Annotated in this window: 26 protein-coding genes; 3 read left to right on the top strand and 23 right to left on the bottom strand. The window is 63.6% G+C overall.

Annotated elements, in window-relative coordinates; translation table 11 throughout:
- Positions 1 to 41: 41 nt before the first annotated feature.
- Both EST26_RS00565 and EST26_RS00560 read right to left on the bottom strand, forming a co-directional pair.
- A complete protein-coding gene (locus EST26_RS00565) occupies positions 42 to 368 on the bottom strand; it encodes an NAD(P) transhydrogenase subunit alpha (RefSeq protein WP_291064490.1) in 327 nt (108 codons plus the stop codon).
- A gap of 75 nt (positions 369 to 443) precedes the next feature.
- Entirely contained in the window at positions 444 to 1,577 is a 1,134-nt protein-coding gene (locus tag EST26_RS00560; protein WP_291064489.1) for an NAD(P) transhydrogenase subunit alpha, read from the bottom strand.
- A gap of 127 nt (positions 1,578 to 1,704) precedes the next feature.
- Here EST26_RS00560 and EST26_RS00555 point away from each other — a divergent pair, with 127 nt between their 5' ends.
- Entirely contained in the window at positions 1,705 to 2,190 is a 486-nt protein-coding gene (locus tag EST26_RS00555) for an NUDIX hydrolase (protein ID WP_291064488.1), read from the top strand.
- Between the two features lie 198 nt (positions 2,191 to 2,388).
- On the opposite strand, the gene arfB is transcribed toward EST26_RS00555, so the two are convergent.
- Together arfB and EST26_RS00545 are read right to left on the bottom strand one after the other, a co-directional pair.
- Entirely contained in the window at positions 2,389 to 2,802 is a 414-nt protein-coding gene (arfB, locus tag EST26_RS00550; RefSeq protein WP_291064487.1) for an alternative ribosome rescue aminoacyl-tRNA hydrolase ArfB, read from the bottom strand.
- Positions 2,803 to 2,989: 187 nt separating this feature from the next.
- Positions 2,990 to 3,772, bottom strand: coding sequence for a class III extradiol ring-cleavage dioxygenase (locus EST26_RS00545; protein WP_291064486.1), 783 nt, complete (start codon positions 3,770 to 3,772; stop codon positions 2,990 to 2,992).
- A 164-nt stretch (positions 3,773 to 3,936) separates the two neighbouring features.
- Between EST26_RS00545 and mnmA the strand changes: the two genes are divergently transcribed.
- Positions 3,937 to 5,067 (top strand): tRNA 2-thiouridine(34) synthase MnmA, encoded by a 1,131-nt coding sequence (gene mnmA / locus EST26_RS00540; protein ID WP_291064485.1) that lies wholly within the window; start codon positions 3,937 to 3,939, stop codon positions 5,065 to 5,067.
- A gap of 26 nt (positions 5,068 to 5,093) precedes the next feature.
- On the opposite strand, the gene EST26_RS00535 is transcribed toward mnmA, so the two are convergent.
- The 13 genes from EST26_RS00535 to EST26_RS00475 form a co-directional block, all read right to left on the bottom strand.
- On the bottom strand, positions 5,094 to 6,407 hold the full coding sequence (locus tag EST26_RS00535) for a DUF3422 domain-containing protein (RefSeq protein WP_291064484.1): 1,314 nt from the start codon (positions 6,405 to 6,407) through the stop codon (positions 5,094 to 5,096).
- 146 nt (positions 6,408 to 6,553) lie between these two features.
- Positions 6,554 to 7,051 (bottom strand): single-stranded DNA-binding protein, encoded by a 498-nt coding sequence (ssb, locus tag EST26_RS00530; RefSeq protein WP_291064483.1) that lies wholly within the window; start codon positions 7,049 to 7,051, stop codon positions 6,554 to 6,556.
- A 244-nt stretch (positions 7,052 to 7,295) separates the two neighbouring features.
- The gene (locus EST26_RS00525; protein ID WP_291064482.1) at positions 7,296 to 8,306 is read right to left on the bottom strand and encodes a sodium-dependent bicarbonate transport family permease; all 1,011 of its coding nucleotides are present in this window, start codon (positions 8,304 to 8,306) and stop codon (positions 7,296 to 7,298) included.
- A 177-nt stretch (positions 8,307 to 8,483) separates the two neighbouring features.
- Positions 8,484 to 8,771 carry a hypothetical protein gene (locus tag EST26_RS00520; protein WP_291064481.1) on the bottom strand — a complete coding sequence of 96 codons (288 nt, stop codon included), beginning with the start codon at positions 8,769 to 8,771 and terminating at the stop codon, positions 8,484 to 8,486.
- A 111-nt stretch (positions 8,772 to 8,882) separates the two neighbouring features.
- The gene (gene fba, locus EST26_RS00515) at positions 8,883 to 9,950 is read right to left on the bottom strand and encodes a class II fructose-bisphosphate aldolase (RefSeq protein ID WP_291064480.1); all 1,068 of its coding nucleotides are present in this window, start codon (positions 9,948 to 9,950) and stop codon (positions 8,883 to 8,885) included.
- A 129-nt stretch (positions 9,951 to 10,079) separates the two neighbouring features.
- A complete protein-coding gene (locus tag EST26_RS00510) occupies positions 10,080 to 11,273 on the bottom strand; it encodes a phosphoglycerate kinase (RefSeq protein ID WP_291064479.1) in 1,194 nt (397 codons plus the stop codon).
- Between the two features lie 15 nt (positions 11,274 to 11,288).
- A complete protein-coding gene (gene gap / locus EST26_RS00505; RefSeq protein WP_291064478.1) occupies positions 11,289 to 12,296 on the bottom strand; it encodes a type I glyceraldehyde-3-phosphate dehydrogenase in 1,008 nt (335 codons plus the stop codon).
- 30 nt (positions 12,297 to 12,326) lie between these two features.
- Positions 12,327 to 13,019 carry a phosphoglycolate phosphatase gene (gph, locus tag EST26_RS00500; RefSeq protein ID WP_291064477.1) on the bottom strand — a complete coding sequence of 231 codons (693 nt, stop codon included), beginning with the start codon at positions 13,017 to 13,019 and terminating at the stop codon, positions 12,327 to 12,329.
- Complete coding sequence (tkt, locus tag EST26_RS00495; RefSeq protein ID WP_291064476.1) at positions 13,019 to 15,040, bottom strand: transketolase; 2,022 nt, start codon at positions 15,038 to 15,040, stop codon at positions 13,019 to 13,021. Before tkt ends, gph begins: the two co-directional genes overlap by 1 nt.
- A 250-nt stretch (positions 15,041 to 15,290) precedes the next feature.
- A complete protein-coding gene (locus EST26_RS00490; RefSeq protein WP_291064475.1) occupies positions 15,291 to 16,175 on the bottom strand; it encodes a phosphoribulokinase in 885 nt (294 codons plus the stop codon).
- A 64-nt stretch (positions 16,176 to 16,239) separates the two neighbouring features.
- Positions 16,240 to 17,337: a class 1 fructose-bisphosphatase gene (locus EST26_RS00485; RefSeq protein ID WP_291064474.1), complete on the bottom strand. Its 1,098-nt coding sequence runs from the start codon at positions 17,335 to 17,337 to the stop codon at positions 16,240 to 16,242.
- 41 nt (positions 17,338 to 17,378) lie between these two features.
- Positions 17,379 to 18,068, bottom strand: a complete 690-nt coding sequence (gene rpe / locus EST26_RS00480; RefSeq protein WP_291064473.1) for a ribulose-phosphate 3-epimerase — start codon at positions 18,066 to 18,068, stop codon at positions 17,379 to 17,381.
- A gap of 54 nt (positions 18,069 to 18,122) precedes the next feature.
- Entirely contained in the window at positions 18,123 to 18,851 is a 729-nt protein-coding gene (locus EST26_RS00475) for an HAD-IA family hydrolase (protein ID WP_291064472.1), read from the bottom strand.
- A 111-nt stretch (positions 18,852 to 18,962) separates the two neighbouring features.
- Between EST26_RS00475 and EST26_RS00470 the strand changes: the two genes are divergently transcribed.
- Positions 18,963 to 19,898, top strand: a complete 936-nt coding sequence (locus EST26_RS00470; RefSeq protein WP_291064471.1) for a LysR family transcriptional regulator — start codon at positions 18,963 to 18,965, stop codon at positions 19,896 to 19,898.
- Positions 19,899 to 20,116: 218 nt separating this feature from the next.
- Here the strand turns inward: EST26_RS00470 and EST26_RS00465 are convergent, their stop codons facing one another.
- From EST26_RS00465 to EST26_RS00440, 6 genes are all read right to left on the bottom strand, one after another.
- Positions 20,117 to 20,419, bottom strand: a complete 303-nt coding sequence (locus EST26_RS00465) for a hypothetical protein (protein WP_291064470.1) — start codon at positions 20,417 to 20,419, stop codon at positions 20,117 to 20,119.
- 7 nt (positions 20,420 to 20,426) lie between these two features.
- Complete coding sequence (locus tag EST26_RS00460; RefSeq protein WP_291064469.1) at positions 20,427 to 21,251, bottom strand: serine protease; 825 nt, start codon at positions 21,249 to 21,251, stop codon at positions 20,427 to 20,429.
- A gap of 38 nt (positions 21,252 to 21,289) precedes the next feature.
- On the bottom strand, positions 21,290 to 21,613 hold the full coding sequence (locus EST26_RS00455) for a hypothetical protein (RefSeq protein WP_291064468.1): 324 nt from the start codon (positions 21,611 to 21,613) through the stop codon (positions 21,290 to 21,292).
- Positions 21,614 to 21,686: 73 nt separating this feature from the next.
- Positions 21,687 to 22,679: a sodium-dependent bicarbonate transport family permease gene (locus EST26_RS00450; protein WP_291064467.1), complete on the bottom strand. Its 993-nt coding sequence runs from the start codon at positions 22,677 to 22,679 to the stop codon at positions 21,687 to 21,689.
- Positions 22,680 to 22,726: 47 nt separating this feature from the next.
- Complete coding sequence (locus EST26_RS00445) at positions 22,727 to 23,356, bottom strand: BMC domain-containing protein (RefSeq protein ID WP_291064466.1); 630 nt, start codon at positions 23,354 to 23,356, stop codon at positions 22,727 to 22,729.
- 8 nt (positions 23,357 to 23,364) lie between these two features.
- Positions 23,365 to 25,719 carry a nitric oxide reductase activation protein NorD gene (locus EST26_RS00440; RefSeq protein WP_291064465.1) on the bottom strand — a complete coding sequence of 785 codons (2,355 nt, stop codon included), beginning with the start codon at positions 25,717 to 25,719 and terminating at the stop codon, positions 23,365 to 23,367.
- Between the last annotated feature and the right edge of the window lie 9 nt (positions 25,720 to 25,728).

Genomic DNA, 25,728 nt, shown 5'->3' with positions numbered 1-25,728 from the left:
CAGATTCATTTCGGCGAGCCGCAAGTGGTTCTGCGCTGCGCTCATGACTTGACCCCATCCGCGCTGGCGGCTGGTTTGCGTTCTTTTTTCTTGAACATCTCGAGCATGCGCCGGGTGACGAGAAAGCCGCCAAACACATTGACCGCCGCCAGCGCAACAGCCAGCACGCCCATGATCTGACCCAGAGCGGTTTCGGTCAGCGCAGCGGCCAGGATGGCGCCGACGATGACAATGGCCGAGATGGCGTTGGTGACCGCCATCAGCGGCGTGTGCAAGGCCGGGGTCACGTTCCAGACCACGTGATAGCCGACGTAAATAGCCAGCACGAAAATAATCAGGTTGATGATGGTGGGGGATACGATTTCCATATGTTGCTCCGAATCAGCGTCAAGGGTTGGAATTTCTCATCGAGGCAGCGCGGGGCCAGACCGCGGAGCGCCGATTCACTGAGCGCGCTTGACCTCGCCGCCATGCGCCATCAGGCAGGCCGCCACAATGTCATCTTGCAAGTCTAGGTGCAGCGCACGGTCTTGGTTGATGATGAGCTTGGAAAAGTCGAGCACGTTGCGCGCGTACAGGGCCGAAGCGTCGGCCGCCACCAGCGCGGCCAGGTTGCTGTGGCCAATCAACAGCACGCCGTGCTTGAGCACGCTGCGGTCGGTTTCGGTCAGCGGACAATTGCCGCCCACGCCTTGCGGGCCTTTGCCGGCCGCAAGGTCTACGATCACCGAACCAGGCTTCATGCTTTTGACCATTTCTTCGGTGATCAGCGTCGGCGCAGCACGGCCAGGGATGAGCGCGGTCGAGATCACCACGTCGGCCTGCGCCACGCGCTTGGCCACTTCGACTTTCTGACGCTCCAGCCAGCCCGGCGGCATCGGTCGGGCGTAACCACCTACCCCCTCGGCGGCCTCTTTTTCCTCGGCCGTTTCATACGGCACGTCGATGAACTTGCCGCCCAGCGATTCGACCTGCTCTCTCACGCTGGGACGCACGTCGGAGGCCTCGATCACGGCGCCCAGACGCTTGGCGGTGGCAATCGCCTGCAAGCCCGCCACGCCAACGCCAAGAATGACGACGCGCGCGGCCTTGACCGTGCCGGCTGCCGTCATCAGCATGGGAAAGAAGCGCTGGTAGGCGTTAGCCGCCAGCATGACGGCCTTGTAACCAGCGATGTTGGCCTGCGAAGACAACACGTCCATGCTTTGCGCGCGCGTGCTGCGCGGTGCGGCCTCAAGGGCAAACGCGGTCAATTGGGCCGCCGCCAGGCGTTGCAGGCCGGGCGCGTCAAACGGGTTGAGCATGCCCACCACGGCGGCGCCGGGCCGCATGAGGGCGAGCTCGTTCTCCAGCGGTGCACGCACCTTGAGCACCAGATCGCAACCGAAAGCGCCGGCTGCGTCGCACATCTGAACACCCAGCGCCGCGTAGGCGGCATCGGGCACACTGGCGGCCACACCTGCGCCACTTTGCACCCGCAGTGTGTGGCCCTGCGCCAGAAATTTTTTCGCCGTCTCTGGGGTGACAGCCACCCGAGTCTCGCCCACCGTGGTCTCAGCGGGTACGCCAATCAGCATAAAGTTCTCCTCACTCGCGCAACAAAAGATGAATTGTGTGCAAGCTTACCTGAAAGCCGCCGGGCACCCCACTCGACCGCACGACCCCTGCGCCTGATTCGCCGTGACAATTCAAGATAATGCGCCCATGGACACCCGATGGAAACCCAGCGTCACCGTGGCCGCCATCATAGAGCGCGGCGGCCGCTACCTGCTGGTGGAAGAACACACGCCCGAAGGCCTGCGCCTGAACAACCCGGCCGGCCACCTCGAACCCTTCGAGAGCCCGGCCCAGGCCGTCGCACGCGAGACACTGGAAGAAACCGGCCACAGCTTCACGCCCACCGCCTTGGTCGGCGTCTACCTCTGGCGCCTGCAGCGCGACGGAACGGGTGAAGACATCAGCTACCTGCGCTTTGCCTTTTGCGGCGATCTCGGCGCGCCCGAAAGCGGCCGCTCCCTCGATCCGGCCATCGTGCGCACACTCTGGCTCACGCCCGACGAACTCCACGCCAGCAGCGCACGCCATCGCAGCCCGCTGCTGCTGCGCTGCGTGCAAGACCACTTGAGCGGCCAGCGCTATCCGCTCGAATTGATGCAGACCGACAGCTCGGTGCTGGCGCGGGCCGACTGAGCCTAAAAACCGCAGTTGAGCGCTGATTTCCGCTTGGAATGCCGCATGGACACTCACTTTTGTACCCACGCGCAGACGCGCCTTCTGGGTGACAGCGCTACCTGCGGTTTCCAGGCTGAATCGGACCGTCTGGCAGAGCGCACCCGCCGGCTCTTGCTGCAGCGCGCGCTCGACAGGCAAATTGCCGCAACACCTTGATCAGTCGACCCCTGCAACCCGGCAGCGCTGCGACTTGATATCGGCGCGCTTGGCCTTTCCCTGCAAGCGCCGTTGCTCAGAACCCAGCGTCGGCCGTGTGGCCAGGCGGCGCTTGGGCACGCGCGCGGCACGGTCGACCAGGTCTTGCAAACGCGCCAGCGCCTGGGCTTTGTTGTGCTCCAGGCTGCGGCTGCTTTGCGCCTTGATGACAATCACGCCTGCGGCGCTGATGCGCTGGTCGCTCAAGGCCAGCAGGCGCGCCTGAATGTCTTGCGGCAAGGACGAAGTACGAACGGTAAAGCGCAGGTGTACCGCGTTCGACACCTTGTTGACGTTCTGCCCACCCGAACCCTGGGCGCGGATGGCGGTGAATTCGACTTCGGCCGCACTCACTGAGGGAGCGAAAAACTTCATCGGCCAAGTCTGCCACAGCAAGCCAATCCAGCCAATCCCCCATGCAAGCCAGCCCGAAGCGCGCGATCACGCGATCAATTACAGGTCGGCTTTCGGGCTACTGAGCGGACGGTGGTGCTGGGCCGACGACCAAATTTACGTCATCGGGGCGACTCACTGCAAGCGGCGGCTCGCCTCAGAACGCAAGTTAGTCAAACCGATAGGCATCCATGGACAGCACGCCGTGGGTGATGCCGCCGTCGATGCGTGTTGCCGCCGCCTGCACCCCTGCCGCACCGGCGGCCAGCAGCAGCGGCCACAGGTGTTCGGCGCTCGGGTGGGCGCGCTCGGCATGTGGTGCCAGCGTCATGACCTGCTGCAAGCGCGCATGGTCGCGCTGGCGCAGCGTTTGCTCGATCCAGGCGGTGAACTCGACCGCATAGGCTTGTACCTCGGCCGCTGGGGCGTCAAAGCGCACGTCATAGAGGTTGTGCGTCAAACTGCCCGAACCGACGATGAGCACGCCTTCCAACGCCAGCGGCGCCAGCGCCTGGCCCAGGGCGTAGGCGCGCGCGCCGTCCAGCCACACCGGCAGCGAGACCTGAAACACCGGCACATTGGCCTGTGGATACAGGTGCAGCAGCGGCACCCAGGCGCCGTGGTCCAGACCCCACCGGTCGTCGGGCTCGGCAGACCAAGCGGCCGCGCGCAGCAGTTCGACGGCGCGCGCCGCCAGCAGCGGGTGGCCAGGCGCCGGGTAGTTCAATTGGTAGAGCGCAGGCGAGAAGCCACCGAAATCGTGCAGGGTCTTGGGCGCGGCGCTGCTGGCCACGCGTGGATGGCGCGTGCTCCAGTGCGGCGAGACCACCAGCACGGCGGCCGGGCGCTGCAACTTCTGACCCAAAGCGCTGAGCGCCGCACCGGCCCGGCCGGGTTCGAGCGCAAAAGTGGGCGCGCCGTGTGAGATGAACAACGTGGGCCAGCGGGTCATGATCGGGTTCCTGGGTTTGTGCGGGCCGTTGCACCCGCATATGACGCCAATGTAAGCGCAAGCGAGCCAGCGATCGTTCGATGGCATTGGTCGCCATCAACCATCGATTTGCACGATGCCCCGCCGGCCCGGCGAGCACACCCGGCCACGCGGATAATTCCCCTATGACAAGCAAACAGCGCGTGGTGGTGGGGCTCAGCGGCGGCGTGGACTCGGCGGTGAGCGCGCACCTGCTCAAGGAGCAGGGATATGAGGTGGTCGGCATCTTCATGAAGAACTGGGAAGACGACGACGACAGCGCCTACTGCTCGAGTCGGCAGGACTGGCTGGACGCTGCCAGTGTGGCCGACGTGCTGGGAATTGAGATCGAACACGTCAATTTTGCGGCCGAATACAAAGACCGTGTGTTCGCCGAGTTTTTGCGCGAGCATCTGGCCGGGCGCACGCCAAACCCCGACGTGCTGTGCAACGCCGAAATCAAGTTCAAAGCTTTTTTGGACCACGCCGTTCGCCTGGGCGCCGAGAAAATAGCCACCGGGCATTACGCGCGCGTGCGTCACAACGAAAGCCGCGACCGCTACGAGCTGCTCAAGGGCCTGGACGCGCTGAAAGATCAGAGCTATTTTTTACACCGTCTGAACCAGGCGCAGCTCGGTCAAACGCTGTTCCCGGTCGGTGAGCTGCCCAAGACCGAGGTGCGGCGCATCGCTGCACAAATCGGTCTGCCGAATGCGAAAAAGAAAGATTCAACCGGCATTTGCTTCATCGGTGAGCGGCCGTTCCGTGATTTTCTGAACCGCTACATCGCCAAGGAACCCGGCCCGATCAAAGACCCGCACGGCCGCATCATCGGCCAACACGTGGGTCTGAGTTTTTACACGCTGGGTCAACGTCAGGGGTTGGGTATTGGCGGCGTTAAAAAAATGACTGCTCCGCCGCACCCCGAAACCGACGGCCTGCACCTGCCCTGGTTCGTGGCGCGCAAAGACATGCAAAACAACACGCTGTGGGTGGTGCAAGGGCACAACCACGCCTGCTTGCTCTCGAGCGCGCTGCATGCACAAGACGCCAGCTGGGTCGCGGGCCAGGTGCCGACGGCGGTCGATCTGAGCGCCAAGACACGCTACCGGCAGACCGACGCACCCTGCCGCTTCGAGGCCGAGGGTGAGCCGGGCTTTGCGCTGCGCTTTGCCGCACCACAATGGGCCGTGACACCGGGCCAAAGTGCCGTGCTCTACGACGGCGAGGTCTGCCTGGGCGGCGGCGTCATCCGCAGCGCGCTGGGCGGCGACTGAACGCCAGCGCAGCCCACTTCTGCACCTCAGTGCGGCACGCGCAGCTTTTGGTGAATGCGCCGCGTGGTGCGCCACACCCCCCAAAGCACCAGAGGAATCAAGGCACCGGTGGCGATTTCCGGGTTCAGCGGTGCCCCTGCCGCCTGGGCTGCTTTTGCCAGGTACAGCAGCAGGCTGACCACGTAATAGGAAATGGCGGCGATCGACAGCCCTTCCACCGTGCTTTGCAGGCGCAGCTGCATTTCCTGCCCGCGCGTGAGCTTTTCCAGCAGTTGCTGGTTTTGCGCCTCGGTGACGATGTCAACCCGCGTACGCAGCAAAGCGCTGGTGCGCGAGACGCGCGCCGACAAGAACTCCAGCCGCTGTGCGCTAGCGGCCACCGTGGCCAGGGCGGGTGAGAAGCGCCGACGCAAGAATTCGCCGATGGTTTGGGTGCCCGGAATCGGCAGCTCCCGCAACTCACCCAGGCGCTGCTGCACCAGCGCGTCGTAGGCCCGGCTGGCGGCGAAACGAAATGCGGTTTCGGCCGTGGCGCGCTCCACGCTGGCGGCCAGCGTCACCAATTGGTCCAGCAGTTGCTGCTCGGAACTGGCCTTGCTCTCCATCTCGGCGGTGATGGTGGCAAGGCGGGTTTCTGCCTGTGCCAGCATGGGCAAGAGTGTCTTGGCCACCGGCAGACCACGCAGCGCCATCAGGCGGTAAGTCTCCAGATCGAGCAGCCGATGCGCAATGCGCCCGGCACGGGTTTCGCTTGTGCCTGCCGGGGTGAGCACCAACATGCGCTCAAAGCCACAGAGGTCGATGCGAAAATCGGTCAGGGCCCACGAATGACCACCGCCCAGTTGTGATGCCACCACGGTGCGGCCACCGAACCACTGCTGCGCCGATGCCATCAACTCGGCCTGTTCGGCCGGGTGTGGCTGCGGCAACTCGGCTTGCAACAGCACCAGCTTGATGGCCGCCACGGTACGGCCTGGAATATCGCGCCACCACCCCGCCGGTGTCGCCAGCGCCGCGAGCAACTCCGGCTCATGGCTGCCCAGGCCGGTGCCATCGGGCAGGGGCTGCACGCTGGCGTAGCGGGTGAATTCGGTGTGACGCTCCCACTTGAGCGTGTGGCCACCCAGGCGCAGGCGCAGAAAATTCTCGTGCAACAACGCCAGCGGCAGTTGTTCTTGCCCCGGCAGACGGCACAAGTGCTGCCACTCCTGTTCGCGGCTGACGCCTTCGTTGAGCACCGCCACGTAAACCACCAGCGCGGGCAACCGAATGCGCGCCAGCGGGCGCGCGTGCAACTCGTTGTGCAGCAGCTCGCGCAACGCGTCATCGGGCGGCAACATAGAAGCCGGCTGGGGAAGGCTTGGCATTGAACTTGAATCGTTCATGGCAGGCATGGTGCGGCTTGACCAGCGGATGCACCGGCGCGCCCCTGGGGTGCGTGCTGCTCCAGGGGCCGCGCTGCTTGCAGTCTAAGGGCCGGCAGGTGTTAAAAAGGAATGTCGTCGTCCAAGTCGTCAAAGCTGCTGGCTGGCCGCGCCGGCGCGGCCGCCGGCGCAGGAGCCGACGGCGCGCGCGCGGGTGACTGTCGCGCGCTGGCCGCGCGCGGGGCATAAGCGCCGCCGCCCTCGTCACCCCCACCCTGACCCTCCCGACCACCGAGCAACTGCAGTTCGGTGGCGATGATGTCGACGGTGTTTTTTTCCACCCCGCTGGCTTTGTCGACATAAGTGCCGTATTTCAGCCGCCCTTCGACATAAATCGGACGGCCTTTCTTGACGTATTCACCAGCGATTTCGGCCAGGCGGTCATAAAAAGTGATGCGGTGCCACTGCGTGTCCTCGACCGTCTCGCCTGTATTCTTGTCCTTGCGGCGGCTCGACGTCGCCAGACTCACGTTGGCCACCGCCTGACCCGACGGCAGGTAGCGAATTTCAGGGTCGCGGCCGCAGTTGCCGACGAGAATGACTTTGTTGACCGATGCCATGATGGACGTGCCTCGCAAAAAAAAGCTGGGAACGCGGCACTTGCGGGCCGCGACGGGACCAGCGCATTGTGCCGCAAGCGCTGCGGCCATCCAGGCGCCCCGGCTTGCGTTGTGCCTGCGCCGGGGCGAAGCAGCTGCCGCTGCAGCTTGCCCGCTCGCACGTCAGCGCGCGCCGCAGCATCCGAACCCAGACAGGCACCCGAGCATACCAACAAAGCAGCGCAGGCAAGCAATTCTGGTGGCGTTACAGATTAAAAACATTGACGCCCAATGCAATGAAGAAAGGAATGCACAAGGCAATCGCCACCACCGTTCCAATGCCGGTCGACGTGCCGATGTAGGCCGAAGGGTTGGCGCTGGGGATGCCGGCACGCAAGGTGGGCGGACCCGACACGTCGGAGCTGGAAGCCGCTATCACCGCCAGCAAAATCACGCCGCCCGGGCTCAAGCCCACCCAGATATGCGCCAGATAGCCCAGACCAAAAGCCAGCAAGCCGTGAATGAACGGGGCCAAGAAGGCGTAGAAAATGTACCAGTGCGCGACCTTGAGCAAGTCTTTCAGCTTGAAGTAGGCGTCCATGCCCAGGGTCAGCATCAGGATGCTGATGAAGCCGACGAACAGCGGATCGAAGAACTGCTCGTAGACCGGCTGCACGTTGATGAACATACCCAGCACCACACCAGCCAGCAACACCGAGATGGCAAAACCAGTCAAGGTTTCCTGGATGATGGGCCAGATCTTCAAACCCTTTTGCGCATCGACCGATTTTTCCTTCATCAAATAGACGTTGGCCAGCACCACGGCGAACACCAGTGCCGGGATGTCCATGAACGGATAGAGCGCAATCACCCACGGTTCAAAAGCGATTTTGGCCTGATCCAGGGCCAACATGCCGGCGGCCAGTGTCGAGCCGCTGACGGCGCCGAACAAGCCGGCGGTGGCAATGGCGTCATCTTTTTTCACACCCGGCAAGCGCGCCAGCGTGAAGTTGCCAATCAGCACCACCGCCACGCCAATGATGACGGAGAACAGCGCCGGCAAGGCCATGGCAGCCAGGTCGGCGTCGCGAATCGCCATGCCGGCCCCCAGGCCAATTTTCATCAGCAACATGAAAATCGAAAACTGATAAATCGCCCTTGGAATGCGAAAGGTGCTGCCAACCGCCGCCAGCAACACGCCGGCAAACAAAAAACCGAGTGCCGGCGTGGTGAGCTGAGAGACAAACCGGGCCAGAAAATCAAAAATAAAGTCCATGACACTTCCTTCGAAGTAAAAAACTGGCCGCGCGCATGACGAGGCAAGACTTGTCAAGCAACAGCGTTCAAGCGCGCAGGAAAGCGCCCCACCGAGCTGACCAAGCCAGCGCAAAGAACAAGAAAAAAACAAAAGCTGCTGCGCCGCATAGCCGGGCGCAGCACAATTGACGCAAACTTAATTCAACAGATCAATCGGGCGCGAGAAAATCAGCAAGCCGAAATTTTTCTCGTATTTCTCCGTCAACAGACCGGCCACGTGCAGACTCACGTCGTGCTCGCACATGATTTCGATCCGAATGTTCGGGCTGGCGGCAGCGATCATATTGGTGGACACGTGCGTACCACGCCCACGGCAATCAGACACGGTATAACCCTTGATACCGAGCTGCTCCAGATCATTGAGAATCTTTCTTTCCAGCACCGACTCGGAGAAAATAGTCACCAACTTGAGGTCTTTTGTCACGATACAACTCCTTTGCTAAATTGAAATACATGAGGATCGACAACTTCGACGCCGGCCTGCAGAATCGAATTTTTTACGCGACACGGCTCCTCTGAGCAGCTCGTCACTTATTCAAGCCACGCGCGCGGCCAGCTCGCCTTTGTCGTAGCGCTTCTGCATCGTCTCCAGGCTGTGCACCTGGGTGATTTTGCTGGCCATGCCGGCGGCGCCAAAGGCCTCGTAGCGCGCCGCGCAAATCGCCTGCATCGCCTTGGTGGCTTCTTTGTAAAACTTGCGCGGGTCGAAGTTCTTGCGGTCTTCGGCCAGGTGCTTGCGAATGGCTCCGGTGCTGGCCATGCGCAGGTCGGTGTCGATGTTGATCTTGCGCACGCCGTTTTTGATGCCTTCGACGATTTCCTCCACCGGCACGCCGTAGGTCTGGCCCATGTCGCCGCCGTACTGGTTGATGATGGCCAGCCAGTCTTGCGGCACACTGCTGGAACCGTGCATCACCAGGTGCACGTTGGGGATGCGCTGGTGGATTTCTTTCACCCGGTCGATGCGCAGCACCTTGCCGCTGGGCTTGCTGCTGAACTTGTAGGCGCCGTGGCTGGTGCCGATGGCAATCGCCAGCGCGTCGACCTGGGTCTTGCTCACGAAGTCCGCCGCCTCATTGGGGTCGGTGAGCAAAGCCGAGTGGTCCAACACGCCCTCAGCGCCGTGGCCGTCTTCTTCACCGGCCTTGCCGGTTTCCAGCGAGCCCAGGCAACCGAGTTCACCCTCCACCGACACGCCGCAGGCGTGCGCCAGGTCCACCACTTGGCGGGTGGTCGCCACGTTGTATTCGTAGCTCGCGGGCGTCTTGCCGTCGGCCAGCAGGCTGCCGTCCATCATCACCGAGCTAAAGCCCGATTGAATCGAGCGAAAGCAAATCGCTGGCGTGGCGCCGTGGTCCTGGTGCATGCAGACTGGAATCTGAGGGTACATCTCGACCGCTGCCGCGATCAGGTGGCGCAGAAAGGGCTCGCCCGCGTAGGCGCGCGCGCCCGCCGATCCTTGCAGGATCACGGGACTGTTCACCTGGTGGGCCGCCTGCATGATGGCCTGCACCTGCTCCAGGTTGTTGACGTTGAAGGCCGGCAGGCCGTAGTTGTGCTCGGCGGCGTGGTCGAGCAACTGGCGTAGGGAGATGAGGGCCATGGTGTTCCTTGGGGTGTTGTGTTGAAAATAGCAAGTCCGTTCGGGCTGAGCCTGTGAAGCCCCATGGCGGCATGTGCGCCAAGCCCTTCGACAGGCTCAGGGCGAACGGAAAAACAGGGGGTCGTTTCGTCAGGCCGCACGGCGCGCCAGCACTTCAAACGCTGGCAGCGTCTTGCCCTCCAGCACTTCCAGGAAGGCACCGCCACCGGTGGAGATGTAGCCCACCTGTTTCTCGATGCCGTACTTGGCAATGGCGGCGAGCGTGTCGCCACCGCCGGCGATGCTGAAGGCGTTGCTCTGGGCAATCGCCTGCGCAATCACCCGCGTGCCGTTCTCGAATGCGGCGAACTCGAACACGCCCACCGGACCGTTCCAGACAATCGTCCCGGCTTTCTTCAGTTGCTCGGCGAGTTTCGCGGCGGTCTTCGGGCCGATGTCCAGGATCAGGTCGTCGTCTTCCACCTCGGTGGCAGCTTTCACCGTGGCCACCGCATCGGCGCTAAAGGTTTTGGCGCAGACCACGTCTTCGGGAATCGGCACCGCCGCGCCACGCGCCTTCATGGCGTCGATCACCGCCCGTGCTTCGCCGACCAGGTCCGGCTCGGCCAGGCTTTTGCCGATCTTCAGACCGGCCGCGAGCATGAAGGTGTTGGCGATGCCGCCGCCCACGATCAGGCCGTCCACGTTCCTGGCCAGGGATTGCAGGATGGTGAGTTTCGTTGAGACCTTGGAACCAGCGACGATGGCGATCAGCGGGCGCTTCGGGTTGGCCAGGGCTTTGCCGATGGCGTCCATCTCGGCCGCCAGCAGCGGCCCGGCGCAGGCGATCGGGGCTGTTTCGGCGATGCCGTAGGTGCTGCCCTCGGCGCGGTGCGCGGTGCCAAAGGCGTCGTGCACAAAGATGTCGCACAGGGCGCCCAGCTTCCTGGCGAGATCGGGGCTGTTCTTCTTCTCGCCCACGTTCAGGCGGCAGTTCTCCAACAGCACCACCTCGCCGGGCGCGACCGCGAAGTCGCCATCGACCCAGTGGGCCACCACGCGCACCGAACGACCCATGAGCTGGCCCAGGCGCGCGGCCACCGGGGCCAGGGAATCGGCGGGCTTGAACGCGCCTTCGGTCGGGCGGCCCAGGTGGCTGGTCACCATGACGGCAGCCCCGGCGTCCAACGCCATCTGGATCGCCGGGATGCTGGCGCGGATGCGGGTGTCTTCGGTGATCTCGCCCGCGTCGTTCTGCGGCACGTTCAGGTCGGCACGGATGAAGACGCGTTTGCGGCGGGCTTGGCCCTGGGCACAGAGGTCGGAGAATCGAAGGAATTTCATGCTGTGTTCTCCAAATCAGTGGCGACCCACGTGCTGCACGAAACGCATCATGTTGCAGGTGTAGCCGTACTCGTTGTCGTACCAGGCCACGACCTTGACGAAGGTCTTGTCCAGCGCGATGCCCGCGTCGGCGTCGAAGATGGACGGCATGGCGCAGCCACGGAAGTCGGTGGATACCACCTTGTCGCTGGTGTAGCCCAGCACGCCCTTGAGCGCACCTTCCGATGCGGTCTTCATGGCCTGGCAGATGTCGTCGTAGCTGGCGGGACGGCTCAGCTCGACCGTCAGGTCCACCACCGACACATCAGAGGTCGGCACGCGAAAGGCCATGCCGGTGAGCTTCTTGTTCAGCTCGGGCAGCACCACGCCCACCGCCTTGGCGGCGCCGGTGGACGAGGGGATGATGTTTTCCAGGATGCCACGGCCGCCGCGCCAGTCTTTGGACGAGGGGCCGTCCACGGTTTTTTGTGTGGCGGTGGCAGCGTGCACGGTGGTCATCAGGCCGCGCTGGATGCCAAAGCTGTCGTTGAGCACCTTGGCCACCGGGGCCAGGCAGTTGGTGGTGCAGGACGCAGCGGAGACGATGGCCTCGCCAGCGTACTGGGCGTGGTTTACGCCGTAGACGAACATGGGCGTGGCGTCCTTGGACGGGGCCGACTGCACCACCTTCTTGGCACCCGCAGCTATGTGTTTCTGGCAGGTGTCGGCAGTCAGAAAGAAGCCGGTGGACTCGACCACGACGTCGGCACCCACGTCACCCCATTTCAGCTTGGAAGGGTCTTTTTCGGCGGTCAGGCGGATCTTTTTTCCGTTGACCACCAGGTGGTTTCCCTCCACGACCACGCTGCCCTTGAAGCGGCCATGCACGCTGTCGTGCTGGAGCATGTAGGCCAGGTACTCGGGCTCCAGCAGGTCGTTGATGGCGACCACTTCAAGGTCTTTGAACTCGGCTTCCTGCGCAACGGCGCGCAACACCATGCGGCCGATGCGCCCGAAACCATTGATACCGATCTTGAGGGCCATGGGAATGTCTCCAGAAAAAAGAAAAGGGGTTCAGGTGGCGCTGATCAGGCCTGGGGTCAGCGCCGTGAAGTCGGCAATCACGCGGTCCGGGTGGCAGCTCTCGATGGGCTGGCCCATGTTGTAGCCGTAGGGCAGCACCCAGACGGCGATACCAGCGTTGCGCGCGGTGGCCACGTCGATGCTGGAATCGCCCACGAACAGCGCGCGTTCGCGTGCCACACCGAAACGCTGCAGGCAGTCGTCGATGGCGGCGGGGTTGGGCTTTTTCACCGGCAAGGTGTCACCGCTGATCACGCGGTCAAACAGCGGCGCCATCTGGTGCGCGTCGAGCACGGTTTGTGTGTAGCGGCCCTCCTTGTTGGTCACCACCGCCAGCTTCACGCCCGCCGCGCGCAGCGTGTGCAGCGTTTCGCGCACATGCGGGTAGAGGTGGCTGCGGGTGCCGCAGCGCGCCTGGTAGTGCCGGCCGAATTCGGCTTCGATGGGTTTGAAGCTGTCGGCGTGGCGCACCGCATCGGCCGTTGTCTGGTCGACAAAAGCCAGTGCCTGGATCAGCAGCTCGCGCGTGCCGTGGCCGATCCAATCGTTCACCTGCTGCTGGCTCACCGGTGGTCGGCTGAAATGCGCGAGCGTGTCATTGACCGCGTCGGCGATTTCCGGCGCGGTCTCGATCAGCGTGCCGTCGAGGTCGAACAGGATCAGGTCGTACGGGTAGGCGCTCATCACAACACCCCCTTGACCGCCGCCACCACCGCCGCCGACGTGATGCCGAAGTGGGTGTACAGGTCTTTCGCGGGTGCCGATTCGCCGAACGTGGCGATGCCAATCACCACGCCGGTGCGGCCCACGTACTTGCGCCAGAAATCCGGGTGCGCGGCCTCCACCGCCACCGTGGGCAGCGACAGCGGCAACACCATGTCCTGGTAGGCCTTGGGCTGGCGGTCGAACACGTTGCTGCAGGGCATGGAGACCACGCGGGTGCTGATGCCCTCGGCAGCCAGCGCCGCATGGGCTTGCATCGCCAGCGAGGTCTCGGAACCGGTGGCCAGGATCACGGCCTGGGGGTTGGCGCCCTCGGCCAGCACATAGCCGCCCTGGCGGATCTGCTCGACCATGCTTGCATCGCTCAGGCGCGGCAGGTTCTGGCGCGACAGGCACAGGGCACTTGGGCCGCCCTTGCGCTCGATGGCGCAGGCCCAGGCCACGGCGGTCTCCAGGCCATCGGCCGGGCGCCACACGTCCAGGCCGGGGATGATGCGCAGGCTGGGCACGTGCTCGACCGACTGGTGTGTCGGGCCGTCTTCGCCCAGGCCGATGGAGTCGTGGGTGAAGACGTGGATCACGCGCTGCTTCATCAGCGCGGCCATGCGGATGGCGTTGCGGCTGTAGTCGCTGAACGTCAGGAAGGTGCCGCCGTAAGGGATGTAGCCGCCGTGCAGCGTGATGCCATTCATGATGGCGGCCATACCGAATTCGCGCACGCCGTAGCTCAGGTGGTTGCCCCAGGCGTCGCGCCCGGCCTTCACGCAACCCTTGAAATTGGTGAGGTTGGAGCCGGTCAGGTCGGCGCTGCCGCCGAAGAATTCGGGCACCAGCGGCGCCAGCAGGTCGAGCGCGTTCTGGCTGGCCTTGCGGGTGGCGAAAGCATCGGACTTGGCGGCGATGGCCTCCAGCACGGCGGGCAGTTGCTGGGCAAACGCGGGCAGCAGATCGCCGGCCATGCGGCGCTCGAACTCGGCGGCTTCCAGCGGGTACTGCACGCGGTAGGCTTCGAAGCGGTCGCGCCAGGCGCGCTCGGCGGCGGCACCGCGGGCCTGGGCGTTCCAGGCCTCGGCCACGTCGACCGGGATCTCGAACGGGGCCGATGTCCAGCCCAGCGCGTCGCGCGTGGCCTGCACCTCGGTGGCGCCCAGCGCGGCGCCGTGCACGTCGTGCGTGCCGGCCTTGTTGGGCGAGCCCATGCCGATCACGGTCTTGCAGCAGATCAGCGTGGGTTTTCCATCGGCGCGCGCGCCCTGCTTCTTGGCTTCGATCAGTGCGGCCTCGATGGCCACCGGGTTGTGGCCGTCCACGTTGGGGATCACGTGCCAGCCGTAGGCGTCGAAGCGCTTGGGCGTGTCGTCGGTGAACCAGCCTTCGACGTGGCCGTCGATGGAGATGCCGTTGTCGTCGTAGAACGCCACCAACTTGGACAGGCGCAGCGTGCCGGCCAGCGCGCAGGCTTCGTGGCTGATTCCCTCCATCATGCAGCCGTCGCCCAGGAAGACATAGGTGTGGTGATCGACGATGTAGTGGCTGCCCTCTTCGTCCTCGCGGTTGAATTCGGTCGCAAGCAGCTTCTCGGCCAGCGCCATGCCGACCGCGTTGGCCAGCCCCTGGCCGAGCGGGCCGGTGGTGGTTTCCACCCCGGGGGTGATGCCCACCTCGGGGTGGCCGGCGGTCTTGCTGTGCAACTGGCGGAAGTTCTTCAGCTCTTGCACCGGCAGCTCGTAGCCGCTCAGGTGCAAGAGCGCGTAGATCAGCATCGAGCCGTGGCCGTTGGACAGCACGAAGCGGTCGCGGTCGCTCCAGTGCGGGTTGGCCGGGTTGTGTTTGAGGTGTCGGTTCCACAGCACCTCGGCAATGTCGGCCATGCCCATGGGCGCGCCAGGGTGGCCGGACTTGGCTTTTTCCACCGCGTCCACGGCGAGCATGCGGATGGCGTTGGCCATCTGGCGGGCGAGTTCGGGAGAGGGGTTGTTCATCGTTGACCTTTGGAGATTGGGCGGTTCGGGTTCTGGGTGAGGTGTCTGCTGGCGGGCCCCCACCCCTGCCCTCCCCCAGCGGGGGAGGGAGCCATTCGGGGAGGCTCTTGCCTTCGTTCCTTCCCCCGATGGGGGAAGCTTAGCCTGTCCTGAGCCTGTCGAAGGGCCTGTCCTGAGCCTGTCGAAGGGCCTGTCCTGAGCCTGTCGAAGGGGGGGATGGGGCCCGCGCGAAGCAGCGCAGATCAAAGATTCAAGCCAGTCCCATCGCCCTTTTCTTGCGCTCCATCATGCGCCAGATGAAGGGGGTGAAGATGAGCTGCATGGCCAGCTCCATCTTGCCGCCGGGCACCACGATGGTGTTGGCACGGCTCATGTAGCTGTCATGAATCATGTTCAGCAGGTACTGAAAGTCGATGCCCTTGGGCTTGGCAAAGCGAATCACCACCATGCTCTCGTCGGCGGTCGGAATGTCGCGCGCGATGAAGGGGTTGGAGGTGTCGACCATAGGCACGCGCTGAAAGTTGACGTGCGTGTGCCCGAACTGCGGCACGATGTAGTTCACGTAGTCGGGCATGCGGCGCAAAATGGTGTCGGTTACTGCCTCGGTGCTGTAGCCGCGCATGTTCTTGTCGCGGTAGAGCTTCTGGATCCACTCCAGGTTGATCACCGGCACCACGCCAATGAGCAAGTCGGCGTGTTGCGCGACGTTGTGTTCTGGCGTCACCACCGCACCGTGCAAGCCCTCGTAGAACAGCATGTCGGTGTCCTGCGCCAGGTCTTCCCAGTCGGTGAAGGTGCCCGGCGCCTGTTGGTACGGCGCGGCCTCCTCCTCGTTGTGCAGGTACTTGCGCGAGCGTCCGCGGCCCGTTTTGGCGTAGCTGGCAAACAGCGCTTCGAGTTCGCCAAACAGGTTGTTGTCGCTGCCGAAATGGCTGAAGTTCAGGTTGCCCGATTGCTCTGCATCGGCCTGGCGCCGCTTCATTTCCTTGCGGTCGTAGCGATGAAAGCTATCGCCTTCGATGATGGCCGCGCTGATGTCGTCGCGCCGGAAAATGTTGGCGAACGTGCGCGTCACGGTGGACGTGCCGGCGCCGCTGGAGCCGGTGATGGCGATGATGGGGTGTCGTTCTGACATGGTGTGTCTCCTGGGATGCCGGGAATCGATGGACTCCGTTCGAGCGGAAAAACAAGTAGCCTGATCAATCTCTGAAAAGACTGCGCTCGACGAACAGCGGGTTCGCGTCGTCCTTGCAGGCCGCAGGTTCGCGGTGGTAGCGCTCGATGCGCTCGACCTCGTTCTTGCTGCCGAACACCAGACCGATGCGCTGGTGCAGCGAAGTGGGTATCACGTCCATCATCGGCTCGCGCCCGGTGCTGGCACGGCCACCGGCTTGCTCCATGAGCAGGCCGACCGGGTTGGCTTCGTACAGCAGCCGCAGGCGCCCGGGCTTGCTTGGGTCTTTGTTGTCGCGCGGGTACAGAAAGACGCCTCCGCGCATCAGAATGCGGTGCGCCTCGGCCACCATCGAGGCGATCCAGCGCATGTTGAAATCCTTGCCGCGCGCGCCGGTTTTGCCGGCCAGGCATTCGTCCACATAGCGTTTGACGGGTGCTTCCCAGAAGCGGGCGTTGGAGGCGTTGATGGCAAACTCCTGCGTGTCGGGCGGCACCTGGATGCGCGGGTGCGTCAGCATGAATTCGCCCAGGTTGGGGTCGAGCGTGAAGCCGTTGACGCCGTTGCCAACGGTCAGAACGAACATGGTGGTCGGGCCGTAGAGCGCGTAGCCGGCCACGCATTGCTGGGCGCCGGGCTGGAAAAAATCGGCCTCGGTGACGTCACGCCCGCTCTCGACCACGTCCGCTGGCGCGCGCAGGATAGAGAAAATGCTGCCGACCGAGACGTTGACGTCGATGTTGCTCGACCCGTCCAGCGGGTCGAACACCAGCAGATACTTGCCGCGCGGGTACTGGCTTGGAATCTGGTACGGCAGCTCCATTTCCTCGGACGCCATGCCGGCCAGCAGGCCCGACCATTCGGTGCGCTGCAAGAACACCTCGTTGCTGACCACGTCGAGTTTTTTCTGCGTTTCTCCCTGCACGTTGACGCTGGCGGCAGCGCCGTCGCCTTGGTTGCCCAGCACGCCGCCGATCTCGCCTAGGGCCACAGTGCGTGCAATCGCCTTGCACGCCAGCGCGACGTCAAGAATCAGCGCATTGAGATCACCGCTGGCCGTTGGGTGGCGGCGCCGCTCTTCGATCAGAAACTGGGTCAGGGTGGAGTGATGGGATAGCAGCATGGTGGCTTCTCGCAACAAGAGAACTGGCAGGACATCGGGACTCAGACGTTGCGCGCATTGCTGCGCAACTGTTTCATCACGGTTTTGTAGCCGCCGTCGTTGTCGGGCGCACCGAACACGGCACTGCCCGCCACCAGGGTGTCGGCACCGGCACGCACAATGTCGGCGATGTTGTCGACCTTGACGCCGCCGTCGACCTCGAGCCAGATCGGCTGGCCGCCGCTGGCTTGGTGCGCATCGATCAGTTGGCGCAGCGCGCGCAGCTTGTCCAGCGTCGCAGGGATGAATTTCTGCCCGCCAAAACCCGGGTTCACGCTCATCAGCAGCACGATGTCGAGTTTGCCCCAGACGTGATCGAGCCATTGCAGCGGCGTGGCCGGATTGAGCACCAGACCAGCCTTGCAGCCGTGGTCTCGAATCAGTTGCAGCGTGCGGTCAACGTGGCGACTGGCTTCGGGGTGAAAGGTGATGATGTTGGCGCCGGCCTTGGCAAACAGCGGAATCAGCGCGTCCACCGGTTCAACCATCAGGTGTACGTCAATCGGAATCTTGACATGCGGCCGGATCGCCTCGCACACCAGCGGCCCGATGGTCAGATTGGGCACGTAATGGTTGTCCATCACGTCAAAGTGCACCAAGTCGGCACCAGCGGTCTCAATGGCGCGCACCTCGGCGCCCAGTCGCGCAAAGTCGGCCGAAAGAATGGAAGGCGCAAGGCGGATGCTTGTCATGGGAAGAACGGGTAGGTATGGAACATAAAGAAAATGACGCGACAGGCCAGACAGTCAGCGTTTGACGCTGAATTTTTTGTTCGCGTGCCACTCCTTCAGGCGCGCCAGATTGACCTGACCGAGGTCTGGCACGACGCGCAGCGCGCCGCCGAAATCGTCCTGAGCGGTGAAGCTGTTGGGCGTAATGACGGTAGCCAGCCCGGCCGCCATAGCGGCGCGCAGACCATTGCGCGAGTCCTCAAACGCCATGCAATCGGCAGCGCCGAATCCCATGCTGGCGAGCACCTGCAGATAGACCTGCGGGTGGGGTTTTTTGAGCGGTGCTGAAGAAGCGTCGCCAATGGCCAGAAAATAGCTGCGCCAGTCTGGCCCGATGGCGCGGCGCAGCAGTGCAGCGATGTTGACCGGCGAAGTGGTGGTGGCAATCGCCAGCTGCAGACCTTGGCTGTGCGCCTCATTCATGAGTGCCAGCACACCAGGGCGCATGATCACCGCGCCGTTGTTGACCGCGTTCTCGTACCAGGCGGTCTTGACTTGGTGCAGACGATCGATGCTGGCGCCCAGCGCCCCGGCGTCGACCTCGGTCAGGCCAGGACTGAGCAGACGCCAGTAGTGCAGTATGCGCTCCTTGCCACCAGAGATTTTCAATAAGTCGGTGTACTGCTCGACGTCCCAACGCCAGTCCAGCCCCTCTTGCGCAAAGGCGTGGTTGAATGCCGCCAGGTGCACGCTTTCCGTGTCGGCCAGCGTGCCATCGACGTCAAAAATCAAGGCCTCCAGCATGTCTCCAACCTTTTTGATTGCCTGCGGTAACGGGGCATTTTATGAACTATAGAAGCCAGACATAATAAGGTAAATTTAAGTTTTTTTTACTCTCGATTCAGCTTTTACTGAATGAAGAACACCACATTCCGCCAGCTCAGGGTTTTTACTGAGGTCGCCCGACACCTGAGCTTTGCCCGCGCCGCCGAGGCACTGCACCTGACGCCACCGGCGGTGACGATGCAGGTCAAAGAACTCGAAGGCCATGTGGGGCTGCCGCTGTTCGAGCGCAACGGCCGCCAGGTGGCCTTGACCACGGTGGGCGAGTACATGCTGGTCTACGCGCGCAAGCTGCTGGCCACGCTGAAAGACGCCGAAGACGCGGCGGCACGCCTGCAGCGGCTGGAAGTGGGCACGCTGACCATAGGCATGGTCAGCACCGCCAAGTATTTTCTACCCCGGCTGCTGGCGCAGTTTCAAAGCGAACACGCCGGCATCGAACTGCGGCTGGCAGTAGGCAACCGCGAGCAACTGATACAGATGCTGCAAGGCAACGAGGTTGACATCGCCGTCATGGGCCGACCGCCGACCGAGCTGGCCACGCGCGCCGAGCCGTTTGCGGCGCACCCGCATATGTTTGTGGCATCGACCGAACACCCGCTGCTCAAACTGGGAAGCCCCAGGGTCGACGATCTGCGCCCGTACGGTTTCATTGTGCGCGAGCGCGGTTCGGGCACGCGCGCAGCGATGGAGAATTTTTTGCAGAAATCGCACCTGGAACCGCGCGTGATAATGGAGGCGGCGAGCAACGAGACCATTAAACAGGCCGTCATGGCCGGTCTGGGCATCAGTTTTCTGTCGCTGCACACCATGGGGCTGGAGTTGGAGCACCAGTTGATTGCGACGCTGGACGTCAGCGGCACGCCTATCGTGCGCGCCTGGAACGTGGTGCACACCCAGTCCAAGCTGCTCTCGCCAGCCGCCGAGGCGTTTCGCTACTTCATGCTCGAGCGCGCCGAAGGCCATCTGGCCGACAAGTACGGCAAGCTGCTCAAGCTGGCGGTCTAGTGCAGTGTTGCGCGCTATCTGGAACATAAAACCGCGTCTTTTCGCCCCTGATGTCGTTGCAAATCCGCGCCATAGTGAAACTATGGCTGTGGTTTGCGCCTAATCAGGGTCAAAAATCCATCGGTTTTATTTGTTCCATCAAGCACACAACACTGCACTAGCAGCCCAGGCCGCCCATCGGTGCTGCGGCGCCGGGCCGTCCAGGCCAGACGCCCGGCTTACTCGTCGTCCGCCAGCTCGGGGTTCCAGCCGCGCTGGCGCGCCCGCTCGGTGGCCCAGGCGTACAGCTCTCGGTGGCGCTGCTGCAAGGGCGCAGGCAGCCGGCTCGGCAGGTGGGCGTGCGGCTCCCAGCTGGCCTGCACCCGGTCGGACAGCATCTGCATGCGCGTCAAGTCCCAGCCGCTGCAGTCTTCGCTGCGCGGCAGCAGTTCAAACAACCAGGCGTCGAGCACCACCCGGCCCAGCAAGGTGATGCCGTGGCTGTCTTGGTTGAAACCGCAGTAGTTGATTTTTTCTTTCATGTCGTCTTTATTCGATCCAGCGGCCCAGATAGGCGTTGATGAGATCGACCACCGCCTGCGACTTGATCACCAGGCCAAGGTCAATCATCTCCGAACTCATCACCAGGCCGTGCTTATGGGCCGGCACGGGAGCGGCCACCAGGTGGTTGGCCTCTTCACGGAAAAACACCGCTGCGACCACACCAACAAACAGGAACTTCTTGCCTGCGCTCTGGCCCGGGCGTTGTGCGTCGCTCAGGTAAACAAACACCGGGCTGCCGCTGGAGCCGGGGTAGACGGCAGCGTCGATCAGGAACTCGGCCCGGCCCTCGAAGTCTAGCGCCATCGGGGTGGCGGTGGTGCCGCGGCGCAGGATGGGTATCAGATTGACCTGGTCCCAGACCCCGCTGGGGTAGCCCACGAACAACACCTCTTCCAGCGCGTCCAGCGCACGGGTGGCGGCTTCGTCGGGCACCAGCCGGCTGTCGATGGCCTGGTAGTAGAGCTCGACGCCTTGGTTGTTGGCGGCCTGCTCCAGCGGACGCATCGGGATGATGGCCAGGTCCACCGCCGGGTCGGGGTGGCCGAACCAGGCTTGGGGGAAATCGTCGATGTTGAGCTGGAAGCGCTGGCCCAGCCACGGCTGTCCGTCGCGCTTCTGGGTGAACACCAGCCCGCCGCTGCGCACGCCGTCCACCAGATGCCGGTTGGTGACGATGAAGCTGTGATGGCCCCGCGCATGGGCGTGGCTGACCACGAACGCCGTGCCCGAACCTTCGCTGCCGTCCTCCAGCACGGTGTCGACACGGATCGTGTTGAAGAGCAGCTTCTTGGTGGTGGAGTTGATGTCCATGGGCATTTTCCTGAACCAGCGCGCTGGGCAGCGACCGCCTAGCCCGACGTGCCCCCGGGCGACTTCTTGCGGGGCAGGATCGAGATGTCTGTCACGATCACCTTGATCCGGTAAGACCGGGTCATCAGCGCATCCAGATCCTCCAGCAGCAGGTTCAGACGGGCTTCCGAGAGAATGACGTAAATGAGCACGTTGGAGTCGCTGTCGAGCGCGCCCGACTGGACGCCGAAGGCCCCCACGCCGGTGGCATCCACCACGGTGTAGCCCCCCACCTCGCGCGCCTTCAGTATCTCGGTGACGATGTTCTTGAAGGCGTGTGCCGTGATGAGGGTGAGCAGTTTTTTCTGTTCCAGGGCTCGCATGATCTGATCTCCTGTGCGTCAATGGGGTGGGGCTTGTGTGGTGTCGCGCGTCTCGTTGCGGCGGGTCCTGCGGCTACAGGTACGCGATCAGTTGGTAATACAGGGGAATGCCTATGATCACGTTGAACGGAAACGTCATGGCCAGCGCCATGCTGAAATAAAGGCCCGGATTGGCCTCCGGAATCGCCGCCCGCACCACCGCCGGCACAACGATGTAAGACGCGCTGGCAGCCAGCACCGCAAGCATCAGGGAGTTTCCATCGGACAAACCGGCCCAGTGCGCCAAGGCAATGGTGATGGCGGCATTGAGCATGGGAACGACGAATGCAAAGCCGATGAAGAAGGGATCGATGCCCTTCATTTCACGCACCCGGCGCGCCACCAGCAGGCCCATCTCCAGCAGGAAGAAGGCCAGCAAGCCTTTGAAAATGTCGCCCGTGAAGGGCTTCATGAGCTCGTAGCCCTTGACCCCCACCACAGCCCCCACCACCAGACTGCCCAGCAGCAAGAGATGGCCGCCATCGGTGAAGGCCTCGTGCAGCACGCTTTTCATCGACACCTTGGCGTCACCGGCAGCCGGGACGGCGCCACTGTGCAAATTCGCCTGGCCACGCGCATGGGCGGCCAGCGCCACCGCCATGATGATGGCGGGCGACTCCATGAGCACCAGAGCCACCGCCATGTAGCCGCCATATTCCACGCCCTGGTTGTTCAGGAATTGACCGGCGGCAATGAAGGTCACGGCGCTCACCGACCCATAGGTGGCGGCAATGGCCGCTGCGTTGTAACCGTCGGTCCGCAGGCGCAGCAGCGGGTAGGTGTAAGCAGGCACCAGAAACGCCATCAACAAGGCAATCCCGAGACCAAGCAGTATGTGCGGCTGGATACCGCTCACACTCAAAGCCATGCCGCCCTTGAGGCCGATGGCCATGAGCAGGTACAAGGAGAGAAACTTGGAAATCTGGGCCGGTATTTCCAGATTCGAGCGCACCGTCGCGATGAACAAGCCCAAGATGAAAAACAGAATCGCCGGGTCAAGCAGCGTTGCAAACATGCCAGCAGACATTTCTATGCCTTCGGGTTGTGGAAAGGGAAATGCATGGCGATCCCGCCTCAGTCGTGTCGCGCCTGGCGGTTGAGCTGGTCAATGGCGCGGTGCGCTGCCTGCGCAGCCGCCTCGGCCTCGGCCTCGGTACCCATCATGGTCAGGCGGCCAAAGCTGCCAAACGCCTTGACGTCGACCAGGGTCACGTGGGCGGCCTTCTCGGCCTCGTTGGCAGCGTAGACGATGTAGCCGGCCGGTTCCGTTTCCAGAATGAACATGCTCTTGCCCGGCAGCAGCATCGAGCCCTTGCGCGTCTGGCGGTTGATCAGCGTGGCGTGGTCGGGGGTGACGGCGCAGATCACTTCGCTCCAGGCGATGCGGCAGGCCATGCGGTCGCTCACCTGCGCGCCGAGCTGCTCCAGCATGATGCGCCCGGCCTCCTGCACCTCGCTCTGGTTGCGGTAGTGGATTTCCATTGAACCAAAAGACCGCTCGACCACCTGCTCGCCCATGCGCACATTGGTCTTCTTGAGCGCGATGTCCGACAGCCGGTGCACCGCCATGCCAGGAGCGACCTCGATCCACAGGCAGGCGTCGCCCGGTATGGGCAAGAAGCCCTGGGACGAGGTGGCCAGGTACGACGCCAGCTGCGGCTGCAGCGAGTCGATGAAAACAAAGGTGCGCAGGCTGATGTCCATGGCTCGCTTCAGCGGGTCAGGCCCAGGTAGAGCAGCGGCAGCTTCTCGGGCAGGCGCTCGACGTGGTCGATCACGGTGAAGTTCTTGGCGCCAAAAATGCGCGCCACATACTGGTCGGCGTGCGGGTCCAGGCTCAGCGCATAGACGGTGATGCCGTCACGCGCCAGCTCTTGAACCGCGCGCTGGGTGTCAAAGCGCAGGTACTGCGGGTCGCGCACATCGTTGTCGGCGGGCTCGCCGTCGGTGATGATGAACAGCACCTTCTTGCGCTTGGGCTGCAACTTGAGTGCCGCCCCGGCGTGGCGCAGCGCTGCACCCATGCGGGTGGAGTAGGCACCCTTCATGCCTGCCAGCCGCGCCTTCACCAGATCGTTGAACGGTTGGTCAAAGTCCTTGAAGCGGTGGTAGTGCACATCGTGCCGCCCGTCGGAGCAAAAACCGTGCAGCGAAAAGGGGTCGCCAATGCGCTCCAGCGCGTCCGACAGCAGCACCGTGGCGGCGCGCGACAAGTCCATGATGCTGCTGTCTTGCCCGCGCACTTTGTCGTTGCACGACTCGGACATGTCCAGCAGCAGCAGCACCGCCAGGTCGCGCTGGCTGCGCTTGTGGCGCATCATGATGCGGGTGTCGGGCTGCAGGCCCATGCGAATGTCTATCATCGCGCGCACCGCCGCATTGATGTCGAGTTCGTCGCCGTCTTCGACGCGGCGGATGCGTTGCATGCCCTGCGGAATCATGGACTCGATGAGAAACTTCAGGCGCGAGATCACCGGCCTGTTGTCGTCCACGATCTTCTCTATCATCGCCAGCTCGCCCAGCGGCGCACGGCGTTCGAGCACCGTCACCCAGCTCGGGCGCTCCAGTTGAATCTGGTAGTCCCACTCGTGGTAGTGCACCGGGTCGGCCACGGGTTCGCGCCCCTCCAGCGAGTTGATGGAAACGCCCTCCTGATCGAGATAGAACTCGGTCGGCAACACCCAGATTTCCTGTGCGTCGTCGCCGGCGAATTCGTTGTTGGTCTCGTTGACCATCTCCATCAGGTTGACCTTTTTGCGCACCTGCTTGGGCGCCCAGGTGGCCTCCAGCGCCGCGGCTTCGTCGTAGGCCTCGGAGGCCCAGACGGTGCGGTTGTCATCCCGGTAGAGCGCCCGCAGGCCGTCGCTGCGCGGGTTGAATTCCGGCAAGTCCAGCTGGCCCAGGCTGTGCGCCAGCGCCACGCCGATGTTCCAACTGGTCTGGTTGCCAGACAGATCGGTCTCGGCCCGGAACAGCGTCACCCCTTCTTGCACCCAGGGGTGGGAATCGGTCGAGTCCGGATCAAGCAAGGCACGCGCAAGACGGTTCAGCAAATCACCCACGGTCTGGGGTTCACCCAAACCGGGCAGTGGGTGAAACACCAGCCAGGCCGCGCGCATGTTCGGAAACTGCCGGCAGGCCAGCGCCTCCACCCGGGCGTCTTCCAGCACCTCGATGATCGCCTTTTGCGTGCTGTTGAGCGTCTGCAGCGACAGCGGCGCCTGCGTGAACACCAGGTGCGCCGCGCAGTGGTTGACCACGGCGCGGTAGACCTCGGGACCGGCCACCACGTCCTGCTCGGACGTGGCATCGCCCTGGGCGCGGTAGTCGTCGTAGGCGTCGGCAATGTGAACACAGAAGCGCTCGATGTAGGGTTTGAGCCCGACGCGGTTTTCGTAGTCGCCGGCGGTGGGGCGCAGGAAAAAGTCGCGACCCCACATGGCACGCAGGTAAATGTTCAGGCGGCGCTGCACATCCACAAACAAGGTGCCCTTGCGCTCTTGCTGCAGCACCGACAGCGCGTCGCTGCTGTGCAGGGCAAAGTACTTTGCCTGCCCCTCAAAATCCGACTTGTAAGCCTGCGCCCCCCACATCACCCAGCGGCGCAAACCGCCCAGCGTGAGCTGGGACAGGAGACGCTCGAGGTTCTCCAGCATCGGACGCAGGCCGCGTGGCACCTGTGCCAGCACGATGGACAGCACGTTCAGGTAGTGGCGAAAGAGTTCCTCATCGCCCAGGCGGGTGGCCGCCAGCGGCGCGGTGCCCACGATCAGCGCGAGCACCGCTCCAGAAGTCTTGGACGCCATGCCGAGCAGGAAGTTGACGATGTCGGGCAGCACGTCTTCGCCGATGGCGCGCGCCACCTCGGGCATCGTCTGGATGAAGCTGACCACCAGTTCTTCGCCACGCCCCAGGTGGTGCAGCGCCAGCGCGCCCTTGAGGTAGTTGTCCAGCCCGCGCGAGGAAAACACCCGCGCCGCTTCGCTCCAGGCCGCGCGCAGCACGTCCTGCGCGCCGTGTGGCAGATCGGCCAGCAGCTCCGGGTGGTCGTCGAGGTGGATCGCCATGGGACGGGT

Source organism: Hydrogenophaga sp., assembly GCF_014773545.1.
Classification (GTDB): domain Bacteria; phylum Pseudomonadota; class Gammaproteobacteria; order Burkholderiales; family Burkholderiaceae_C; genus Hydrogenophaga.
The sequence above is the reverse complement of the archived record's forward strand: the minus strand, read 5'-3'. Positions and strand labels throughout refer to the sequence as shown.

What these genes read in the sequence shown, in the direction of transcription:
- EST26_RS00485 (WP_291064474.1), bottom strand. Translation starts at nt 17,337, where the DNA reads ATGCTGCTATCCCATCACTCCACCCTGACCCAGTTTCTGATCGAAGAG.
- rpe (WP_291064473.1), bottom strand. Translation starts at nt 18,068, where the DNA reads ATGACAAGCATCCGCCTTGCGCCTTCCATTCTTTCGGCCGACTTTGCG.
- EST26_RS00545 (WP_291064486.1), bottom strand. Translation starts at nt 3,772, where the DNA reads ATGACCCGCTGGCCCACGTTGTTCATCTCACACGGCGCGCCCACTTTT.
- EST26_RS00490 (WP_291064475.1), bottom strand. Translation starts at nt 16,175, where the DNA reads ATGTCAGAACGACACCCCATCATCGCCATCACCGGCTCCAGCGGCGCC.
- gph (WP_291064477.1), bottom strand. Translation starts at nt 13,019, where the DNA reads ATGAGCGCCTACCCGTACGACCTGATCCTGTTCGACCTCGACGGCACG.
- fba (WP_291064480.1), bottom strand. Translation starts at nt 9,950, where the DNA reads ATGGCCCTCATCTCCCTACGCCAGTTGCTCGACCACGCCGCCGAGCAC.
- EST26_RS00470 (WP_291064471.1), top strand. Translation starts at nt 18,963, where the DNA reads ATGAAGAACACCACATTCCGCCAGCTCAGGGTTTTTACTGAGGTCGCC.
- EST26_RS00565 (WP_291064490.1), bottom strand. Translation starts at nt 368, where the DNA reads ATGGAAATCGTATCCCCCACCATCATCAACCTGATTATTTTCGTGCTG.
- EST26_RS00465 (WP_291064470.1), bottom strand. Translation starts at nt 20,419, where the DNA reads ATGAAAGAAAAAATCAACTACTGCGGTTTCAACCAAGACAGCCACGGC.
- EST26_RS00525 (WP_291064482.1), bottom strand. Translation starts at nt 8,306, where the DNA reads ATGGACTTTATTTTTGATTTTCTGGCCCGGTTTGTCTCTCAGCTCACC.
- EST26_RS00445 (WP_291064466.1), bottom strand. Translation starts at nt 23,356, where the DNA reads ATGGACATCAGCCTGCGCACCTTTGTTTTCATCGACTCGCTGCAGCCG.
- gap (WP_291064478.1), bottom strand. Translation starts at nt 12,296, where the DNA reads ATGGCCCTCAAGATCGGTATCAATGGTTTCGGGCGCATCGGCCGCATG.
- EST26_RS00450 (WP_291064467.1), bottom strand. Translation starts at nt 22,679, where the DNA reads ATGTCTGCTGGCATGTTTGCAACGCTGCTTGACCCGGCGATTCTGTTT.
- EST26_RS00535 (WP_291064484.1), bottom strand. Translation starts at nt 6,407, where the DNA reads ATGTTGCCGCCCGATGACGCGTTGCGCGAGCTGCTGCACAACGAGTTG.
- EST26_RS00440 (WP_291064465.1), bottom strand. Translation starts at nt 25,719, where the DNA reads ATGGCGATCCACCTCGACGACCACCCGGAGCTGCTGGCCGATCTGCCA.
- arfB (WP_291064487.1), bottom strand. Translation starts at nt 2,802, where the DNA reads ATGAAGTTTTTCGCTCCCTCAGTGAGTGCGGCCGAAGTCGAATTCACC.
- EST26_RS00460 (WP_291064469.1), bottom strand. Translation starts at nt 21,251, where the DNA reads ATGGACATCAACTCCACCACCAAGAAGCTGCTCTTCAACACGATCCGT.
- EST26_RS00560 (WP_291064489.1), bottom strand. Translation starts at nt 1,577, where the DNA reads ATGCTGATTGGCGTACCCGCTGAGACCACGGTGGGCGAGACTCGGGTG.
- mnmA (WP_291064485.1), top strand. Translation starts at nt 3,937, where the DNA reads ATGACAAGCAAACAGCGCGTGGTGGTGGGGCTCAGCGGCGGCGTGGAC.
- tkt (WP_291064476.1), bottom strand. Translation starts at nt 15,040, where the DNA reads ATGAACAACCCCTCTCCCGAACTCGCCCGCCAGATGGCCAACGCCATC.
- EST26_RS00475 (WP_291064472.1), bottom strand. Translation starts at nt 18,851, where the DNA reads ATGCTGGAGGCCTTGATTTTTGACGTCGATGGCACGCTGGCCGACACG.
- ssb (WP_291064483.1), bottom strand. Translation starts at nt 7,051, where the DNA reads ATGGCATCGGTCAACAAAGTCATTCTCGTCGGCAACTGCGGCCGCGAC.
- EST26_RS00455 (WP_291064468.1), bottom strand. Translation starts at nt 21,613, where the DNA reads ATGCGAGCCCTGGAACAGAAAAAACTGCTCACCCTCATCACGGCACAC.
- EST26_RS00555 (WP_291064488.1), top strand. Translation starts at nt 1,705, where the DNA reads ATGGACACCCGATGGAAACCCAGCGTCACCGTGGCCGCCATCATAGAG.
- EST26_RS00510 (WP_291064479.1), bottom strand. Translation starts at nt 11,273, where the DNA reads ATGAAATTCCTTCGATTCTCCGACCTCTGTGCCCAGGGCCAAGCCCGC.